This is a genomic window from Wolbachia endosymbiont (group A) of Pogonocherus hispidulus (genome assembly GCF_964028195.1).
Lineage (GTDB): Bacteria > Pseudomonadota > Alphaproteobacteria > Rickettsiales > Anaplasmataceae > Wolbachia.
The window spans coordinates 1394981-1414089 of record NZ_OZ034750.1; the positions used below are offsets into that span (position 1 = coordinate 1394981).

The following is a 19109-nucleotide window of genomic DNA, read 5'->3' on the forward strand; positions in this document are numbered from 1 at the left end:
CGTGACGCTGGAATCCAATTCTTATTACCTGGTGTAAAGTTAAGTTTCCTGGATCCCAGTGTCTGGGCACTGGGATGACATCACAGGGGCGCTGGGATGACACCTTTGGGCACTGCCGTCATAAAGGAACCAGTGCCTGCTACTCGGATGACAGATGGAATGGCACTGTCATTATAAAGTGAACCAGCGTCGCGCGCCGGGATGACGAAGAAAGAGCATAAGGCATTGTGTTTTACGTTGTGCATTTTATTAACCGACACTATAAACAACATCCTTACAATTATGAGATTGGACCACAACTTGCTCAAGCGTTAAGCTGCTGCGTTTAGCGTCTTTACCGTGGTTTTCCTCAAGAACATTTGTTCTTTCTCGTTTTATTTCCTCGATTAATTCTTCATTAACCTTTTTAGGACCAATCTCTTCCTGCGAATATATAAGATTAGTGCAATTTGTTTTTCTATAGTAATGTACACCAAGACATATACTTAATAACGCAAGTATACCAGAACCTATAAGTAATGATAACCCTATGTTATTAATCAAAGGGTTTTGGTAAAATTTTTGTACGTTATTAACACCGCCTTCCGCGTACAGCAATAAAGGAAGTGCTATATTTGCAGCAACTACACCGGTCAGTAATGCAGTAAATAGTGGCCTATTGTTAATTACTGATTCTATTTTATTAGTTCTAGTAATTACTTTTTCGTCAATATTAATGAAGCCTTGTTTAGCTTCCCAAGCATTAAGTACAAAATTTGAATGAGTGCCATTGCTATATTCCAGTCTTACAGATTTTATAGCTTTATCTTCTGGCTGACGCTCCAACACCTCAGCTAAAATTTCATCCGCACCTTTTTTTTGAATGGAATATTCTTTAGTATTTCTAAATTGTTTTATTGCACAAAATATTGGACTAATTGCAAGCAATGCAGCAAGTGCGATAACTGGTATAGTGATATATTTTGGGCTGTTTGTAAAAAATGCAATAAATTTTGCTTCATCTTGTAAATATACTAAAGCTGCAGATGTGCTGAGTATAATAGCACTTGCACCAAAAATTACAAAACCCTTCTGCTGCAAGGCATATTTTGCTCTTGGCAAGAATCTGTTTGTTTTCTTGCTTGGGCTGATTAAAGGAATTTCTGAATCCATTTCACTATCGGTATCATCACTTTCAAGTAGAGAAGGAGTTAAACTATTATTGAATTTTTCTAACATATCTTTCTCACTTTTTTCCCTATCCCAAGGGTCACTAAATTCCGTTCCTTGTGAAACTGATCTTTTCATTCCATAGCTTATTCCACTATCCCAACTCTCTTTGGGAGTTTTATTACTCGGATTTATAACTGCATAAATAGGTTCTCCTGATCCACCGTGGACTGATTCTTCTGAAAGAGGTAAATTCAACTCTGCATAGGCATGTTCTTCTGATCCATTATCAGATAATCCTCCTAAATCTGAACTTGCTAGCATTTGTGGCACATCAACATAAATCTCATCTCTTGTTTGTGGTGGAAAAAGGGGTGGTGGTACTGTAGTATTAGGACTAAGTAAAGCTTGATTTTTTGGCGGAATCAGTGGTGCTGCATTCATTACACTTGAGATAGGATTTTCTCCTTCTCCAGGCGATGATGGAGCTTTTTTGCCATCTTCACCTATTGGTATATAAGAAAGTATTTTTACTGTATCTTGATCTTGTGTTCCTGGCATATTTATCCTCCAAAATTAATTACTATGCTGGTTAATTACGCTATAGTTATTAAGATGTAGTAAATACCAGTTTACGGATAATTATTAGTATAGAAATTGCCTATCAAAGATTCTTTCATTCAGAGGGTAATCTTTGTCAAAAAGCAAAGTGATTGTGTTCTCATGGTCTTTTTGTATTTTTATCTGTGATATATCATGAAATTCTTTGTAATCTGATACTACAAGTGCTGGACGGTTTTTTGTGTCGTTAATGTCAATTTGTACGATTGTATCGTTTGATATTAACGCTCCATTCCAATGCCTTGGGTAATAGCTATTGATAGAGGTCAATGCAAGTAAATTTGAATTTAGTGGTAAAATTGGACCGCCGGCAGAGAAGTTATATGCAGTGCTGCCTGTGGGAGTAGATAATATTACTCCGTCCCCTCTAAATTTTTCTACTTTTAGTTTATTATTAATAGTAATATTCATTTCTACTATTTGATTTGCTTTTCTAAAGACATATACTTCGTTTACCGCTATGTAGTGATACCTCTTGCCATTTATGTCTGCTGCCTCCATTTTTAGTAAAGTTAACTGAGTTGAAGTTGCGTGCTCTATATGATCAATTAAATCTTCACTGCGGCTAAAGCATTTATTCATCAAAAACCCAACATTGCCAGTGTTTACTCCGTATACGTGTGTGTTTTTGTTTTCTATAACGTAATTATGCAAGGTGCGTAGCATAAAGCCATCACCACCAACAACTATCAATAGATCGATTTCGGACTTATTTTCTTCTGTTATATTGATAAAATTAAGTTTCTTTAATAGTTTAGATACTTCCTGCGATTTTGGTGATTGAGAAGCAACATAGCCTATATTTTTGTATTTATGCATGCTTCAGTAAACCCTCTAAAACTTAAAGAGGAGGAAAATTAGAAAATGCTTCCATATTTATCGTTAAACTTAGCTAATTTGCTAGTTTTACTTGCTGACCCGCTTGTTAAACTTCCAGTCCATGCAGGGTGAGTGAGGGGATCTCTATCAAGTTTTATCTTATCACCTTCCTTTCCATAAGTGGAACGAGTTTCAAACTCTTGACCATCTGTCATGACTATAGTAACCTTATGATAATCAATTTCTGCCATTGTTGCTTATAAACTTTTAGTCAGTTAATATTCTAGTGAACTTAATTCACTAAGTCAATCATTATTCTAAAATATTGACAAAAAATAAATAAAGTAGTATATTTAATAAGTAATGAATAATAGTTATCATGATTTTCGCTTTCCCTGGTCAGGGCTCTCAATTTGTAGGAATGGGAAAAAGTTTATATAGTGAATTTTCTGTTGCTAAACAAGTATTTGATGAAGTAGATAGCGTACTGAATAGAAAGTTATCTAATTTAATTTTCAATGGTTATATTGAAGAATTAACTATTACAGAGAATGCTCAACCAGCTATAATGGCAGTGTCAATCGCGACGCTACGTGTTATCGAGCATGTGTTTGGTGAATCTCTTTTTTCTAATTATGGAATTAAATATGTTTGTGGACATTCAGTCGGTGAATATACAGCGCTATGTGCTGCAGGGGCATTGACTCTTGAGTCTGCAATCAAGCTGCTGAAAGTTCGCAGCGAAGCAATGCATGAAGCTTCTTTGAAATGTGAAGGGGGAATGGTTGCATTGCTTGGAGCGGAGCTAAACGAAGTGGAAGATGTTTTAAAATCAGTCCAGATTGATAGAGTTTGTGAAATTGCAAATGATAACGGTGGTGGGCAAATAGTTATAAGTGGTACTAGAGAGGGTCTTGAAATATTACCCGATTTGCTCAAGAACTTGAACATCAAGAGATTAGTTAAGTTACAGGTTAGTGGACCTTTTCACTCATCTCTTATGAAACCTGCTGATGAAAAAGTTTTGGAATTTTTGGAGGGTATTAAAATAACCCGTCCTATAGTTCCTTTGATATCAAATGTTACAGCTAAAGAGGAGAGTGATCCCAAAGTTATAAAAACTTTGCTTGCTAAGCAAATTATAAGCAGAGTGAGATGGAGAGAAATGGTTTTGTATATGGCAAGCCGTGGCATTAACAAATTTGTTGAAATTGGCCCTAATAAAGTTTTATCTAATCTAGTTAAAAGAATTGACCAATCTATCAGTACAAAAAGTATAGGTAATATTGGTGATATTGACGGCTTCTTTGATGAATCATTAGTACTAACAGCGAAAAATTTAAAAGTTGGGTTAAGTTAAAACACATCTATTTGCCAGCGCGTCTAGCTGGAATGACAGAGGGTAATGCAAGAAATCAACGAACTACCTGTCATTTCATCAGGTTTCTTAATTCCAAGTAGCTGTAAAATAGTAGGGGCAATATCAGATAATCTTCCGTCTCTTAGTTTTAGATTATCGCAAGACACAATAAATGGCACTTTATTTAGAGTGTGTGCTGTATGAGGTGTATTATTTTCTTCATCGAACATACATTCCACATTACCATGGTCTGCAGTAACAATTAATGCGGTGTTGCTTGACTTTTTAACAGCACTCAGCACTTTCGCAAGACAATCATCTACAGCTAGCACAGCTTTTTCAGCTGCTTTTATATTACCTGTATGCCCTACCATATCAGGATTAGCATAATTTACAACTATCAGTGCGAATTCTTGGGAGTGAATTTTTTCTACAAGCTTTTCTGTGAGCTTGAAGGCTGACATTTCGGGCTGCAAATCATAAGTTTGAACTTGTGGTGAGGGAATGAGTATTCTTTCTTCACCAGAGAAAGGTTCTTCTTTCCCACAATTGAAAAAGAAAGTCACATGAGCGTATTTTTCGGTTTCGGCGATGCGTAATTGTTGCAATTTATTGTCTTCTATTGTTTGTCCTAAAGTGTTAGCAAAAGATATAGGAGGAAAAATATAAGGAATTTTGAGATCTTCTTTATATTTCATCATGCTTAGAATTGAAGAGAGTTTTGCTATTTCAGTATGGTTTGTTTTACTAAGCAAAATACTTGCTAATTGTATCATTCGATCAGCACGAAAGTTAGCCAACAGCACTCCATCTTCTGGTTTTATACCTTGATAGTCACCTATTACTGCGGGCCTGACAAACTCATCAGTTATGTTATTTTGATAATTTTCATCAATCAACGATACTGCATTATCATGACGAGGTGCCTTTGCAAATGCGATAGCCTCATAAGCTTCAATTGTTCTCTCCCACCTGTTATCACGGTCCATAGCATAGTAACGCCCAGAAACAGTAGCAATTCTTATGTCATTTCCCTTTATACTCTTTATAAATTCTTGAATGCATTTTTTTCCTGAATTTGGTAATGTGTCTCTGCCATCTAAAAATGCATGTATCACCACTTTGATTCCATGCTGTGATATTTTATTTGCTAAAGTCGAAATATGCTTTTGATGCGAATGAACACCGCCATCTGACACTAATCCCATTATATGGCATACTCCGTTCTTACTTTTTAGATTACTAATAAAACTTTGTAGATTTACATTGTTTTCTATTGTTCCAATCTCTTGATTAATGCGCTGAAGGCTTTGCATTACTACTCTACCACTGCCAATATTCATATGGCCAACTTCTGAATTACCTATTTGACCACCAGGTAACCCAACATCAGCTCCACAGGCGGATAAACTGCATTTTGGATAATTAGAGCTAATATATTGCCAACAGGGTGGATTTGCGTTGCTAATAGCATTATATTTACTGCTTTCTACTCCATTTCCCCAGCCATCTAGTATACATAAAACAACTGATTTAATGCCCATATAAGATTAACACTAGAATTTTACAGAGAAGAGCTCCCCGGGCCGGATTCGAACCAGCGACCAATTGGTTAACAGCCAACTGCTCTACCACTGAGCTACCGAGGAATAAACCGTCTTTAATTTATCACGTTGAACGTTGATTGTAAACGTTTTTTGTATACTTTGTAAGAGCCTGTTCATAATCTTTTCAGAAGCAAAGCAGTGAAAGCCAGAACGACTATTTGTAGGCTAGTATTGAGTTTTCGCTCACAATTTTTCCACAATCTTCTACATTTTTCTAACCAAGTAAAAGATTTCTCAACAACCCATCTTTTTGGCAATACAGCAAAGGAATGCAATTCACTTCGCCTTATTACTTCAACAGTTGCACCAATAATATCTTTTATTTGAGTTGCAAAATTCTCTCCTATATAGCCCGCATCAACCAGTATATTTTTAACTCCAGAAAGGTTTTCTTTTGCATTGTTGACCATTCTCACAGCACTGCTGCGGTCAGTTGTTCCTGCAGTTGTTACATAAATTGCATGTGGTAAACCTTGAATATCAACTGCGATATGGCCCTGAGATTTTTTTACCAGCGTCATAGCCTTTTTCTTCAGCAGTATCTGCGTTCTTTACACTCTGAGCATCAATTATGCAAAAGCTGTTTCCGACCATTGTTTTGTCGCAACTATATTTTTTTAACACGCGCTCCAAAACACTTTCTTTACTTCCGTTTGGTTTTTCACTCCATTTTTTAAAATAATCATAACAATTGCGCCATTTTGGAAACTCTTTTGGTAGCATCCTCCACTGACAACCGCTTTTCAGGACGTATAACACTCCACAAAATACATTATACAAATCAAGTTTTCTTGGTTTTGTTTTTTTTCTACAGGACTCTAGATCTGGTAAAATAATCTCAAATCTTTCCCGACTTATGTTACTTGGGTATAAACTCCTCATATATCCTAATTTATATACATTATCTCTTAGTTTATTCCTTTCTTGAGATTATGTACAGGTTCTTAGCTATATTTCTAGCTGTAACTATAAATGTATGGATTTTTTATCGTGCCATGTTATAATTAACGTCTTGCTAAAAATTAAATATTGATGAATGAACTAAAAAAGTTAAGTATTACACAAATGCATAACGGGCTCAAAAAAAGGAGTTTTTCCGCTGTTGAACTCGTGGAGGCGCACATCAGTGCGGTTGAAAATGAGAAATTAAATGCATTTATAACAAAAACCCCAGAGATAGCAATGAAAGCTGCTAAAGCTGCAGATAAACATTTCTCTAGGCAAAAGGATGATTTAATCTCGCCGCTCATGGGTATACCAGTTGGCATCAAAGATCTATTCTGTACAAAAGGAATAAAAACAACAGCATGCTCAAAAATGCTGGAAAATTTCGTTCCGACTTACGAATCTACGGTGTCTGACTTGCTTTTAAAAAGTGGAGCAGCCATGCTCGGTAAGCTTAATATGGATGAATTTGCTATGGGTTCTGCGAACACAAACAGCTATTTTGGCCCTGTTGAAAATGTTTGGATTAGAGAAAGTGATGGGGAAAAAGTTGTTCCTGGTGGATCATCTGGTGGATCTGCAGCATCGGTTGCTGGATTTTTATGCGCTGGAGCGTTAGGGAGCGACACCGGTGGATCTGTACGCCAACCAGCAGCTTATTGTGGAGTAGTTGGAATAAAGCCAACTTATGGAAGATGCTCGCGTTTTGGTATGATTGCATTTGCGAGTTCTCTGGATCAAGCAGGAGTCATTACTCGTTCTGTCTCTGATTCAGCATTAATGCTGGAAGCAATTTGTGGCTATGATAAAAAAGATTCAATATCGAGCGAAAAGCCAGTGCCTAAATTTTCTAGCTTTATAAATGGTGATGTTAAGGGTAAGTGTATTGGTATACCAAAAGAATATAGGATGGATGGAATTTCAGAGGAAATAGTTCATAATTGGGAAAGAGTTGCTTCCTATTTAAAAGAAAATGGCGCTGAAGTTGTTGACATCACTCTGCCACATACTAAATATGCAATACCAGTCTATTATTTAATCTGTTCTGCTGAAACTTCATCCAATCTTGCTCGTTACGATGGTGTGCGTTATGGATTAAGGGTTGATGCTGATACCCTTGAAGAAATGTATTCACTAACAAGAGCAGAAGGTTTTGGTAAAGAGGTGAAAAGAAGAATTTTAATTGGCGCTTATGCGCTTTCTTCAGGTCATTATAATGAATATTACGAAAAAGCGCAGTGCATTAGGGCATTAATCAGAAATGATTTTATAAAAGCGTTTGAAAAAATAGATTACATACTTGTGCCATCTGCTCCAACAGAAGCTTTTGGCTTAAATGAAAAGCCAGATCCGCTAATTATGTGCATCAATGATGTGTTTACCGTGCCAGCAAGTCTGGCAGGATTGCCTGCTATTTCTGTTCCTGTTGGGCTTTCCAATGAGGGTTTACCACTTGCCTTGCAAGTGATTGGAAATTATTATGACGAAGCTGGAATATTAAATGTGGCAAGTGTGATAGAGCAAAATTGCGGCAGAATAATTAGACCTCTTGCATAATCTATTTTCTGATAGTAATTTTTGCATTAAAATTTGCTTATGCTTATCAACGTACTCTATGGTTCCATTTTTAGATGAATAGCAAAAACAGGGCATATTAATCTGTTTACAAAATTTTCGTGTAACAGTTCACACTTAATTAAACAGACTAAATTCTGTAATTTTGGGATGTTGAAAAATTTACCTTACGTTGTCATTCCAGCGTGTGACGCATAACTGTACGAACATTGTGATTTGGGCCTACCAGAAGGGCAATGCCTCTTATCCAAGTACCCTCTTCTTGTCATTCCAGTGCTTGACACTGGGATCTAGTTCTCTTTACAAATTCACCAAAAGTGTTTCATTCTATAACGCAAAACCCATATTCACAAAACCCAATGCATTACTTGCAGTTAAGTTTCCTAGATCCCAGTGTCACGCACTGGGATGACAAAAAAAGGAGCACTGGTTCACCTTATGACGGTGTCATCCTAATACCTTCCCCTGTCATCCCAGTGCGTGACACTGGGATCTCATTTTACTTTATGATGATGTTATGAAAGTAGCTGACACTGGGATCCAGAAGACTTAATTTCAACCAAATAATAAAGGCTAGATCCCAGTGTCACGCACTGGGATGACAGAAGAAGGTGCTGAGATGACAAAAAAAGGAGCACTGACCTCTCTTGGGCTCTTTTAGCTATAAACATTAAGAAATTTACCAAGTGGAAAAAAAGGCAAAAGAAATCCTAGTCACTGTCTATTTTCTGTATTGGCGTTTTTTAAGTCTTAAATGCTGCAATTTAGCTGCTTTTAAGTGCAACTAACCTTAGCTTAAATGTTTAAGAAATTTACTAAGCAGAAAAAAAGGCAAAAGAAACCCCGTGGTAATTAGTGTTCACTCTCTAATCCTGCAAATTGGCGTACTATACTGTCTTAAACGACTTATAAGCGCGTTTCAGCTTATATAGGTAAAAACCCGAAAATTTTATAAAGACATAGAGTGCACATAGTGCAAAAAATTAAAAATAAGACGCCAACTACGTTGTTTTCTTGCTGTTTAATCTGCACAGATGAAGATAACTGAATACCTTCAGTTTCATGATAAGAGGACTGGCAAAGCTTGTCAAGTAAGTTTTTTCGTTTCTATTCCCAATGTTATATGGTTATGCAAGAAGTCTATTGATTACCGGTAGTAATTTGTCAGTAATACTTGATATCTCTGCTGCCGATATTTTGTGATCATAAATTTCCTCAACATGTGACGCTATATCTCTATAGCCCATACCACTGGCAAATGTGCTCAAAATCTTCGTTTCAAGCTCTGGATGTAAGTTTGTTTGCCTTTTTTTGACTCATGTCAAACCTCCATTTTTTATATCAATTTATTACTTTTTTTTCGGTTTGACACGCTTTTTTGAACATTCCCTGGTCACGATTTTCATTAAAAGACAAATGTGAAGGATTAGAGTATCCACTTTAACCTCTCTAAATTTGCTCACAATCTCTTAACTTGACGCGTATGACTCCCTACTTGGATGACAGATAGTAGTGCGAAAGCCTCTTACAACTTACTTTTAATTAGTCTAACCCATGCGTGCCAATCCCTCTCACCAAGATTGCTTTCAAAAGATAGGAGATCCTTTACAGCTTTTGAGCAAATTTCTTCACTTGGAATTGATAACTCCCTATTCATTGCTAACGTTAAACATTGAGTTTTGCACGCTTGTTCTAAATGATACGTGTAAAACATTGCTTCTTGTATAGTCCGACCACACGTTATAGATCCATGATTACGCATTAACATGACAAAATTTTCTTTCAGATCAGCTATTAACCTCTTTCCTTCTGTATTGCTAAGTGCTAGGGAATTATAATTATGGTAAGAGATTTTATTGTAAAAGTGCAGTACCCATTGACTTATAGGAAGCAGCCCATCTTTGAGAGAAGAAACCGCTACAATAGAAGGTGTATGCAAGTGAAAAATTGCTTGAATATCTTTCCTTGCTTGATAAACAAAACCATGAATTATATAGCCAGTTTTATTATATTGATATTCTGTACCCTCAATCACATTTCCATCTAGTGATACTCTCATCAATGAATTTTCATTCACTTCGTCAAAGCATATACCAAATGGGTAAATATAAAACGACTTTTGATCTTCAGAACGTACCGAGAGGTGAGTATATGTATGATCATCCAGTTTAAGGTAAGACAAAATCTGATAGGCATAGACTAGATCCCTTTTTACTTTGCTCTTTGTTAACAACACAATCCTCTGTTAGAATCTTCTGAAGATTTATACACGAAAAAAAGGCTTGTAGTAAACTAATAAGTCTATGCCACTCTGTCTTGCTTTCTGAATACCAAACACTTTTGTGTTGTAGCTTGCTTAAAAATAGTTATCGTTATTATAGAGTTTATATACAGAATTTATGTTTCTAAATTACATAATATCTTAACTATAAAAATAATTTTCTATATAATATTTCATATGTTTTAAAGCTTTATTTTTATGTTATTATAAATGTAAGTTTCAAGATTGAAAATAATATGGTAAGTATTAACACAAAAAAACAGCCAGCAGGATTTTTCATATATCTCTCTGGTCTTCCAGGAAGTGGTAAACTTTCCACAGCAATAGAATTATCCAATATGATAGACGCATTAATTGTAAATAGTAAGTTCTATAACAATGTTCAAATTTGCTCTATATACAATGGTGTCTTTGAACGTGATCAAATACCTAAAGAAGTTCAAGATAGAATATATGGCATTATGCAAATTATGCTTCAGGTAATAGAAAATTATCCAATTCACTCAAAAAATTACATATTTATTGATGAGTTGATGGAAAATAATGACCAGAACATGAGGATGTATGATTCAATAGTAAGGCTTAGTAAAAAAATGAACACAGAAATCCTTCCTGTGGTACTTAGGTGTGATCTACCGACATTACAAAAGCGTATTGCATTAAAAAGGCAAAGAAAAAATAGGAAGGTGACTAATGTAAATAGCATGATAGAGCAATTTAGGATTAACAATTTATTTATACCACCGAGTGCCATAGAGATAGAAAATTCAGATATGAGTATAAAAGAAGTAGCTCAAGAGATAGTAAACCAGATGCACAGGCTTAGCCACATTGCATGTACGCGAAAGAATAGTCTATAATGATTTCATATACTGAGGCTCATTTAAATATAGAGCCTCAACTTCATTTAATTTTTGCTTGTTCTTCAGTCTATAATGAACCAATAGTCCTGCATGGCTAGCATTTAAATTGCAATCCATATGTGTAATGCAGTCACTGCTTGTAGCGTGACACTTGGATCCAGGGTCACGTGCTGCAGTTGGACCAGATAGCGGCAATAAATTGAAATCAAATAACTGCGTATAAAACCCTTGAGCATTTTTGATTATAGCTCTGATATTTTTTTTGCTATTCGTACAAAGCAAAGATATTGTGTAAGCTTGAACTTCCAGCGCATTAACTCCGTATAATGGCTTATTTGTAGCAAGATTTATACCTTGTGCTGCTGATATACCAACTCTAATTCCAGTGAAACTTCCTGGTCCAACTACTACCGCTAAATGATCTATTTTATCATAATTATAATTGTGCTTATCAAACAAAGTATTCAGAATTTGAAAAAATGATTCTGCATGATTGTTGCTGGCGGAATTGCGCTCTACAAAACAATTACCATCATAATCAACTATTGCTATTGAACTACCAGTACCTACAGTATCAATCGCTAAAATAGACATTACTTAAGCTTATCATAGAGTTTTGTAAACATCATAGTAAAGGCACCATTACCCATAACATTTGCTGAAGTGATTATTGGGTCAAACACTATATACAAGGCTGTGATTAACGAAAGCATTTCTGGAGAGAATTTGAGATATTTCTCAAGAATAGGTAGCATTACCATAATTCCTCCTGCCGGCACTGCAACGATAGCAAATTTAAATAACAAAAAATAGAGAAGGAAAGTTACATAGTCTGTTGTGCACAATGAATAACCGGAGGCAATTATCATTGATAATATTATGATAAAAAAGCAATCACCTACTAAATGAAAGCTAGCAGTTATTGGTATAACAGACGATGCTATGTCAGGTTGCTTTACATTTTTTTTGCTTCCTTCAAGAGTAAGCGGCATAGTTGCATTACTAGACATTGTGCTCATTGCAGTAATAAATGCCGGTATCATATTGCCTATGCTAGCTATCCAGCTTGTGATCTTGAATGAATTTGCTGCTCCATATAAGAGGAAAACATAAAGGTAGGTTGCAGATGCTATAATAATGAAAATTATTGAGTAATCCTTAAATATTATAGATAAAACTTGATCATGTTGCATTTTTAAAGCAAGCCCAAGTACAAATATTGGAATAATCGGCATCAAAAATGCCTTCAAAATGAAGAGAGTTAAATCTAACATTTTGTGCGAGAGCTCTTTGCCTTTCTTGGGTAGCAGAATGGACACTACTATGCTGGACACAAATCCACAAGCAAGAGCATGAAAGTTAGAAAGGAGTAGCGGTAGCTTAAACGACCACAAAGGAGCAATTGTTTCTTCATACTTTATATCTTGTATTGAATAAGTGTTTTGTAGGATAAAATGCCCAACCGAATAAGCTATTAAACTTGAAGCCAGATTCGATAAGAAGATCATTATAATAAGTAACAATATGAACTTTATAGCTGACTGCTTAAGATTGTTAACACTGCTAAAGATTAACGCAAAAATAATAAAAGGCATTATAAATAGCAAAACCTCTTTTATACTCAGGCTCGTTGAGTACAAGAAGGTTTTTGCTTCCATTGGAACTAAATGACCAAAGAATGCAACTGAAGTGATGACAGCAAGTAAGATTAATAGTTGTAGCACGTTCTTGTATACCAATGTCCTATGGACATATATATGGTAAGTTAGTTGTTAAGTAAAGCAAAACTGTCTAAACTGCTGTGGAACACTATGAAAAACCAGCTGCTTTTGCTACTCTAGTGCATACCGCACGAATATTGTCTATCAGATCCCAGTGCCCTCTTCTTGTCATTCCAGTGTCAAGCACTGGAATGACATCGCTTATTATGTAACATTGTATCATATTACAACGTTCGTACAGTTGTGTATCAAGCTACTTGGATGACACCCTTCTCTGGCGAAAATTGCCCTTAAATTGCAATACTTGTACAGTACGCGCTGGAATGACAAAGAAGAGTGAAATTAGCACTCACTTATTATTCGTGTCGTTTTCAGTAAAAGCCTCTTCCCATGTGCCTTGAGTTGCTGCGCGGCTATACTCTGTTACTCTATTTTCAAAGAAATTCGTATGTTCCACGCCATTTAGTATTTCATCGAGCCATGGAATAGGATTATCATTGACATCATATATGGACTCAAGACCTAATTGCATTAACCGTCTGTTTGCTACGTAGCGTATGTAATTGCGCACTTCTTCTGCGGATAGTCCTTCAACATCTCCGAAATCAAAAGCAAGCTTTATAAATTCATCTTCAAGTTCAACGATAGTGCGGCATGCAGAGTATAATTCCTCTTTAAATTCTTCGTCCCAAATTTCATTATTCTCTTTAATAAATGTATTAAATAACATAATAATTGAATTGGTGTGCAAAGTTTCATCACGGGCTGACCAGGCGATTATCTGCCCCATTCCTTTCATTTTTCCAAAGCGTTGGAAATTGAGCAAAATTGCAAACGATGCGAATAACTGCAACCCCTCGGTAAATGCACCAAACACCGCTAGAGTTTTAGCTACATGTTTTTTATCGTGTTTTTTACTTTCCTCAAATTCTAGCATGTACTCATACTTCTTTCTCATAGCATCATACTTTAAGAATGCTTGATACTCGCTTTCTGGCATGCCAATTGTGTCTAAAAGATAAGAATAAGCTGCAATGTGTATGGTTTCCATATTGGAAAAGCTTGCAAGCATCATGCATATTTCTGTTGGCTTAAATATATTTGAATAATGCCTCATGTAGCAGTTATTTACTTCAATGTCCGCTTGAGTAAAGAATCTAAAAATCTGAGTTAGTAGATTTTTCTCTACGTTTGAAAGTTTAGTTTTCCAATCCTTCACGTCATCAGCAAGCGGAACTTCCTCAGGTATCCAATGGATTCTTTGTTGCTGCAGCCACGCATCATACGCCCAAGGGTAATTAAAAGGTTTGTATATTGGATCTGCTTCTAACAATGACATAAGACACCTATTATTTTCTAAAGTAAATATTATATTAAGTGATATTGAGAACTAGTCAATTTAACTTTTTGAAATTTGACGTCAGGTAATTTATTAGTGTATTATAGCTTCAAGTAATTTATCAACAGAAATGCGAGTATTAATATCTTTTATTTTATTATTTACAGTGAGCTGCACACACACTATTCACAACCATGGAGCTCCTGGCATTAGTGTTGAATTGTGGAGCAAGATAAAAGTAGGTGACGATAAAGAAAAAGTGGTTCACACTTTAGGATCACCAATATTAGTATCAAAGTTCGATGGCAATGTTTGGTATTATGTCTCATATAAAATTAAACAAGCTAACTTCTTAGGAAAAAGGAAGTATAGCAGTAAGTCTCTGCAAATTTCATTCGATCAGAACGGTAAAGTTGCAGATACAAAAGAAACTGACATCTCAGAGAGATCTTTGGCTGTTCCTGATTGAAAATCTGCTCAAATCTCTCTACGTCATACCGCCGCGGTATCTCAGCATAGATTCCGCTAACAAGCAGCGGAATGACGGCTTATTAAATTATGGAATTACTTTAGCTATAGAATAAAGTCTAGTGTTACTTCACGCCAAATGTGGTGGTGCTGAGTAGGCAAGCCGGTCAATGGGCTACATTTATATACTGCACGCATTGCGTTATCTGCTATCGACCTGAAAAGTGGATTATTTCGATAGGAATCACTGTCTGCTACATCGGCCATAATTATCTCGCCTTGACTGGATAATAATAAGTTAATTTTTATATTAAAATTTTCTTTGTAAGCTATGCTTTCAGGAATGCTCCAGCATTTTGTAAGTTTGTCTCTTATAGAGTTAATAATTTCTGTTACAACTAATTCATCCTTTTTACTCTCAACGCTTTTTTCGTTTCCTATTTCATTTTTTGCCTCTCTAACATCCCTTCTTAGTTTCTTCCCTACACTTTTTTTTCTTTTTGGAACTGGAATGAATTCTTTACCCTCGTTAATAATGACTTCTTCTTGCATTTCGATAATTTGCCTCGGTTGTGCTGTTTTTTTCACAACAGTGTACTCAACTGTTTCTTTTTTCCTTTGTGGTATAGGAACAACTGACGTATCATTCGTTTGGGCTTTTGTTGAAGGTAACGAAAAAAGCAGAAAACAACATAAAGATAAAAAAAGAATGTAATTAGAATAGAAAAAACGCATATGTTAAGCAGCTTGTTTTACTGGTTTAAAGCTAATATTGCACATAAAGTCAATATATTTTAGTTGATGGACGAGTTTGAAGTAAATAAGGAATCCCTTCAAAGTTGCAGGCAAGCGAAAGATTGTCTTCTCGACAGACAAAGGAATTGTATAATGGATTAAAAGGAACCGTATGACAAAAATTATAGCAAAAGAATATACAGAATTTTTAGAGCAGTTGAAAGAACATATCGCTACTAGTCGTTATAAAGCAGCACTTGCAGTAAATAGTAAGCTTATTTTGCTTTACCACCATATTGGTACAGAGATCCTAAAACGCCAAAAAGAACATGCCTGGGGAGCTAAGGTAATTGATCAATTAAGTAAGGATTTGAGAAGTACATTTCCAGAAATGAAAGGCTTTAGCACGAGAAATCTGAAGTATATGCGTAAGTTTGCCGAAGAATATCCTGATGTTGAATTTGTGCAGGAGCCTCTTGCACAATTAACTTGGTATCACAATATCACTCTTTTGGAAAAAATAGAAAGTCATGAAATAAGATTATTTTATGTAAAAAAAGCTATTGAGCATGGCTGGTCACGTAACATTATGGTTATGCAGATAGAGCTTGGACTACATAAACGTCAAGGGAAAGCTATTACTAACTTGTTGTCTAAGTGAAGAAGGTCGCCCTTCCTCACTCGACTTCAAAACCTTACTATTACCCACAAATATAAATGTTTGTTGCATAGCTCTTAATGGCATAACTTTTGCTTGAAATAACTGTTTATATGGTGCAATTTACAGCTTTTAGTTGCTAAAATTATAACTCTTAGTTTAATAATTTTAATCCAATAAGCTTTCAGGTTAATAAAATTAAATTATTTGAGTAAATACAATACTATGTTTTTATTTGTGGGTAATAGTAAGCTTCAAAACCGTACGTGAGACTTTGCGCCTCATACGGCTTCTCTCCAATTTGGTGCTTTTCATGCACACCTCCTGTGTAATTCATCGTGACAATGTCCATGTAACAAAGATAAGTTTTTGATCATATTGTTTCGTCTATTCCGGTCTTTGTGATGTATTTCTATTGTATCATCACTTTTAAACCATAGTCTACAATTATCGCATTTACTTTGTTGCAACCTCAATAATTTTATTACTCCTAGTGGCTTATCTGGTATTTTTCTCAGACATTTACCCCAATATACCCAATCACCATCATATGGGGATCTGGTTTTTTGCACTTTGATATGTCGTTTAATAACATGATCGCTGTGTATAGTAAGACGTATCTTGTTACTTGTCATAAAGCGCCAGTTTTCGTTATTATACTTCTTAAAGTACTTTCTTTTTATCCAGCATCTCCCTTTGTTTGGGTGCCTAAAAACTGCCCACTTTCAGAGTTTTCTATGCATAATATTATCCAATGAGCTAAAGATTTTACATGAAACTACCGAGGAGTAATATTGACTCCATCCTCTGTTTATTGGATTGAGATCCTTTATCACCCGTTCTTGTGGTGCTCCACGCATTTCTCTGAGCTTATGTTTAATAGCTAGTGTATGCTGTTTTATAGAATTACGACTTGGTTTACTTGTAACCTTTCTTACTTTCTTTTATTGGATATTGTCTTATTGAAAATCCAAGAAAATCAAATCCTGGTTTTGTTTCGTCAATGGTTCTTAATGTATGAGAAACTCTTGTTTTAGAGGGCTTTAATTTTAGTCCAATGGTTTCTAACCATTCTTCAACTAAAATTTTTGCTTTAAGAATAATCTCTTCATTTTCATGTATGATGACAAGGAGAGTAGACCGGCGGAACTTCCCCACCAGTCTCCATAAGTGTTGAAAGTATCAAAAATGGCGTGATATAAGATGATCGACAACATGTAAATTACCTCCTGATAGTAAAACAATTGAGCGTATAAAAGAATCATTAAGATCTAGTGTAAATTGCAATAATGCCATTTTAAATCCATGTAAATTGTTTTTAATTTTATAAACGAGAAACAGCAGGGCTGTAATAATAATCATATAAATATATACTTTCATTCCGTTCATGCTATGGCTCAAAAAGTGTTTATATCCAAGGTTTTGCTTTATAAATTTGAAGAATACTTCTATGTCCCACCTTCGCCTATACGCCTGTGCAACATCATAAGCAGGCATCGTAAACAAGTTAGTTAAAAACCATATTTCATTTCCTGCCTTGTTTTTGATTTTTATCAAACGTAAGTTATGCTTTTCTGCAATTTTGCCCTGTGCGCGATAAAGATTAACTATTATATCTTCTAAAATTTCTGATCCATCTTGCTGTTGTCCTTGAATAACTTTACTCCTACTTACAACATCATGCTTTCTGCTTGTTTCAACTCTTGTTATAAATTTGTATTCCTTCTCATCAAACTCAGCAAAAGTTCCAACCTTTCTGATTCCCCTATCAAATAGCAAAATATCCTCTTTTTTAACTTTTGCTTCGTTGATTGCCCTTACCAGTGCTATGTCTTCACTACCTTCTTCTTGCCCTTTACAAAACCTTATACTTGTTGGCAATTGTCCTTTTAATCCCAGACTTACTTTGACTTATTACTTTGGTTACCTAACTTTAGTCCATCTTTTATAAGATACCCTGATAAATTTATGATTGTTGAATCAAATCTATGTAAATCATGTGACGTTTTTTTGGGCAACAATTTTTCAACTTTGTTTATCAGATCAATATATACTCCCTTAAAATAATCAGAACTTTTAACCTTTTCGACAAGCCACTTTATGTGACTGTACTTTTGTCATCATTTTTATCTATCACACACCTGTTTATTACCATTGCTAATGCTCTTAAGCTTGTTTTCTGACCCATTAATATTAACTTCATTAAGCCTTTAAATATGATTTTGCCCACTAACTTAGTATTGCATTTATCTATCTCACTTAATTTTCCTAGCCTTTCCAAATCCTTGTCTTTAATTAAGTTTAATATGCCTTCTATTTGATCCATTATTGCCTCCATTTTTCTGCAATAATAGCTCTTTATATCCTTTTTGTATTACTTTCAACACTTATGCACCAGTCTCTCGCAGAACTGCACGGAAACCTCTCGGTTTATACAGCTCCCATTATTCAGTCTTTTGATCCAAGTCCCAATGTCCAGTGATGGAAAATATTTGGATTCTCCTTCCTCACTTTTCCCAGAAGTTTCCTTGCTAGTTTTCCATGATTTCGAAGTTTCTTATATTTCCTTCTTACCCACTTTTCAAGATGCCGCTCTATGTTCTTTAGAGGTTTATATATCTCACTCCTGTAAAACCTGCCATAGCCAGCCTCTGACTATTGGATTTACTGTCTTTGATATTTCCTCTAATGTTATGTGTGTTTTTCGTAGTATTTTCCATGACTTTATGGTTGTAGTAATCTTTTTCTTAGCCTTATTGCTAATTGCAGGAAGAAATGAAACGAAATCCTTTCCTATTTTACTTCTTGTTAACCTGGGTCTAAATGTGTAACCCAGAAAATCAAAACTTTGTTTAGGAAATTTACTTCTCCTATTATCATCCTTGCAGTACACAATTTGTGTCTTTTCAGGATGTACCTTTAGCTTATATTCGGCCAATCTTTCTTCGATCATTACTCTCATAAATTC

The 19109-nt window shown here is 35.3% G+C and carries 22 protein-coding genes, 1 tRNA gene and 2 pseudogenes; 5 read left to right on the top strand and 20 right to left on the bottom strand.

The genetic code is table 11. The features are described 5' to 3' along the window. Window positions 1-249 precede the first annotated feature (249 nt). From ABWU58_RS06765 to rpmE, 3 genes are all read right to left on the bottom strand, one after another. Entirely contained in the window at window positions 250-1710 is a 1461-nt protein-coding gene (locus tag ABWU58_RS06765) for a hypothetical protein (protein ID WP_353282994.1), read from the bottom strand. Between the two features lie 84 nt (window positions 1711-1794). Further along, entirely contained in the window at window positions 1795-2589 is a 795-nt protein-coding gene (locus ABWU58_RS06770; protein ID WP_353282995.1) for an NAD kinase, read from the bottom strand. A 38-nt stretch (window positions 2590-2627) separates the two neighbouring features. After that, window positions 2628-2840 carry a 50S ribosomal protein L31 gene (gene rpmE / locus ABWU58_RS06775; RefSeq protein ID WP_265032789.1) on the bottom strand — a complete coding sequence of 71 codons (213 nt, stop codon included), beginning with the start codon at window positions 2838-2840 and terminating at the stop codon, window positions 2628-2630. A 128-nt stretch (window positions 2841-2968) separates the two neighbouring features. Between rpmE and fabD the strand changes: the two genes are divergently transcribed. Continuing rightward, window positions 2969-3949: an ACP S-malonyltransferase gene (gene fabD / locus ABWU58_RS06780; RefSeq protein WP_353282996.1), complete on the top strand. Its 981-nt coding sequence runs from the start codon at window positions 2969-2971 to the stop codon at window positions 3947-3949. A 23-nt stretch (window positions 3950-3972) separates the two neighbouring features. Here the strand turns inward: fabD and gpmI are convergent, their stop codons facing one another. The 3 genes and pseudogenes from gpmI to ABWU58_RS06795 all read right to left on the bottom strand — a co-directional run bounded on the left by gpmI (window position 3973) and on the right by ABWU58_RS06795 (window position 6438). Continuing rightward, entirely contained in the window at window positions 3973-5493 is a 1521-nt protein-coding gene (gene gpmI / locus ABWU58_RS06785; RefSeq protein ID WP_353282997.1) for a 2,3-bisphosphoglycerate-independent phosphoglycerate mutase, read from the bottom strand. A gap of 33 nt (window positions 5494-5526) precedes the next feature. After that, window positions 5527-5598 (bottom strand) — tRNA-Asn (locus tag ABWU58_RS06790). Window positions 5599-5669: 71 nt separating this feature from the next. Next, window positions 5670-6438, bottom strand: a pseudogene (locus ABWU58_RS06795) (IS5 family transposase). 150 nt (window positions 6439-6588) lie between these two features. Here ABWU58_RS06795 and gatA point away from each other — a divergent pair. Next, window positions 6589-8058, top strand: a complete 1470-nt coding sequence (gatA, locus tag ABWU58_RS06800; RefSeq protein ID WP_353282998.1) for an Asp-tRNA(Asn)/Glu-tRNA(Gln) amidotransferase subunit GatA — start codon at window positions 6589-6591, stop codon at window positions 8056-8058. Between the two features lie 533 nt (window positions 8059-8591). Here gatA and ABWU58_RS06805 read toward each other — a convergent pair. The 3 genes and pseudogenes from ABWU58_RS06805 to ABWU58_RS06815 all read right to left on the bottom strand — a co-directional run bounded on the left by ABWU58_RS06805 (window position 8592) and on the right by ABWU58_RS06815 (window position 10312). Then, window positions 8592-8747: a hypothetical protein gene (locus ABWU58_RS06805; RefSeq protein WP_353282999.1), complete on the bottom strand. Its 156-nt coding sequence runs from the start codon at window positions 8745-8747 to the stop codon at window positions 8592-8594. Window positions 8748-9218: 471 nt separating this feature from the next. Then, window positions 9219-9392: pseudogene (locus ABWU58_RS06810) on the bottom strand (transposase); the annotation flags it as partial. A gap of 209 nt (window positions 9393-9601) precedes the next feature. Next, entirely contained in the window at window positions 9602-10312 is a 711-nt protein-coding gene (locus ABWU58_RS06815; RefSeq protein ID WP_353283000.1) for a class II aldolase/adducin family protein, read from the bottom strand. A gap of 281 nt (window positions 10313-10593) precedes the next feature. On the opposite strand from ABWU58_RS06815, the gene ABWU58_RS06820 reads away from it, so the two are divergent. Further along, window positions 10594-11217: an AAA family ATPase gene (locus tag ABWU58_RS06820; RefSeq protein ID WP_353283001.1), complete on the top strand. Its 624-nt coding sequence runs from the start codon at window positions 10594-10596 to the stop codon at window positions 11215-11217. Here ABWU58_RS06820 and tsaB read toward each other — a convergent pair. The 4 genes from tsaB to ABWU58_RS06840 form a co-directional block, all read right to left on the bottom strand. Beyond that, on the bottom strand, window positions 11212-11814 hold the full coding sequence (gene tsaB, locus ABWU58_RS06825) for a tRNA (adenosine(37)-N6)-threonylcarbamoyltransferase complex dimerization subunit type 1 TsaB (protein ID WP_353283002.1): 603 nt from the start codon (window positions 11812-11814) through the stop codon (window positions 11212-11214). The two genes, ABWU58_RS06820 and tsaB, sit on opposite strands and share 6 nt — an antisense overlap. Then, on the bottom strand, window positions 11814-12944 hold the full coding sequence (locus ABWU58_RS06830) for a cation:dicarboxylate symporter family transporter (RefSeq protein ID WP_353283739.1): 1131 nt from the start codon (window positions 12942-12944) through the stop codon (window positions 11814-11816). Before ABWU58_RS06830 ends, tsaB begins: the two co-directional genes overlap by 1 nt. 85 nt (window positions 12945-13029) lie before the next feature. Beyond that, entirely contained in the window at window positions 13030-13164 is a 135-nt protein-coding gene (locus tag ABWU58_RS06835; protein WP_353283003.1) for a hypothetical protein, read from the bottom strand. A 126-nt stretch (window positions 13165-13290) separates the two neighbouring features. Beyond that, a complete protein-coding gene (locus ABWU58_RS06840; RefSeq protein ID WP_353283004.1) occupies window positions 13291-14280 on the bottom strand; it encodes a ribonucleotide-diphosphate reductase subunit beta in 990 nt (329 codons plus the stop codon). Window positions 14281-14410: 130 nt separating this feature from the next. Here ABWU58_RS06840 and ABWU58_RS06845 point away from each other — a divergent pair, with 130 nt between their 5' ends. Continuing rightward, window positions 14411-14749 (top strand): outer membrane protein assembly factor BamE, encoded by a 339-nt coding sequence (locus ABWU58_RS06845; RefSeq protein ID WP_353283005.1) that lies wholly within the window; start codon window positions 14411-14413, stop codon window positions 14747-14749. Window positions 14750-14853: 104 nt separating this feature from the next. Here the strand turns inward: ABWU58_RS06845 and ABWU58_RS06850 are convergent, their stop codons facing one another. Next, window positions 14854-15483, bottom strand: a complete 630-nt coding sequence (locus ABWU58_RS06850) for a hypothetical protein (RefSeq protein ID WP_353283006.1) — start codon at window positions 15481-15483, stop codon at window positions 14854-14856. Window positions 15484-15655: 172 nt separating this feature from the next. Here ABWU58_RS06850 and ABWU58_RS06855 point away from each other — a divergent pair, with 172 nt between their 5' ends. Next, window positions 15656-16144, top strand: coding sequence for a DUF1016 N-terminal domain-containing protein (locus ABWU58_RS06855; RefSeq protein ID WP_353283007.1), 489 nt, complete (start codon window positions 15656-15658; stop codon window positions 16142-16144). 308 nt (window positions 16145-16452) lie between these two features. Here ABWU58_RS06855 and ABWU58_RS06860 read toward each other — a convergent pair whose 3' ends face one another. The 6 genes from ABWU58_RS06860 to ABWU58_RS06885 all read right to left on the bottom strand — a co-directional run bounded on the left by ABWU58_RS06860 (window position 16453) and on the right by ABWU58_RS06885 (window position 19103). Beyond that, a complete protein-coding gene (locus tag ABWU58_RS06860) occupies window positions 16453-16776 on the bottom strand; it encodes an HNH endonuclease signature motif containing protein (protein ID WP_353283008.1) in 324 nt (107 codons plus the stop codon). A 90-nt stretch (window positions 16777-16866) separates the two neighbouring features. Beyond that, window positions 16867-17001: a group II intron maturase-specific domain-containing protein gene (locus ABWU58_RS06865; protein ID WP_353283009.1), complete on the bottom strand. Its 135-nt coding sequence runs from the start codon at window positions 16999-17001 to the stop codon at window positions 16867-16869. A 58-nt stretch (window positions 17002-17059) separates the two neighbouring features. Next, window positions 17060-17299: a hypothetical protein gene (locus ABWU58_RS06870; protein ID WP_353283010.1), complete on the bottom strand. Its 240-nt coding sequence runs from the start codon at window positions 17297-17299 to the stop codon at window positions 17060-17062. 24 nt (window positions 17300-17323) lie between these two features. Beyond that, window positions 17324-18022: an IS4 family transposase gene (locus tag ABWU58_RS06875; protein WP_353282756.1), complete on the bottom strand. Its 699-nt coding sequence runs from the start codon at window positions 18020-18022 to the stop codon at window positions 17324-17326. A 217-nt stretch (window positions 18023-18239) separates the two neighbouring features. Continuing rightward, the gene (locus ABWU58_RS06880) at window positions 18240-18467 is read right to left on the bottom strand and encodes a hypothetical protein (protein ID WP_353282963.1); all 228 of its coding nucleotides are present in this window, start codon (window positions 18465-18467) and stop codon (window positions 18240-18242) included. A 294-nt stretch (window positions 18468-18761) separates the two neighbouring features. Next, a complete protein-coding gene (locus ABWU58_RS06885; protein ID WP_353283011.1) occupies window positions 18762-19103 on the bottom strand; it encodes a hypothetical protein in 342 nt (113 codons plus the stop codon). Window positions 19104-19109: the final 6 nt, after the last annotated feature.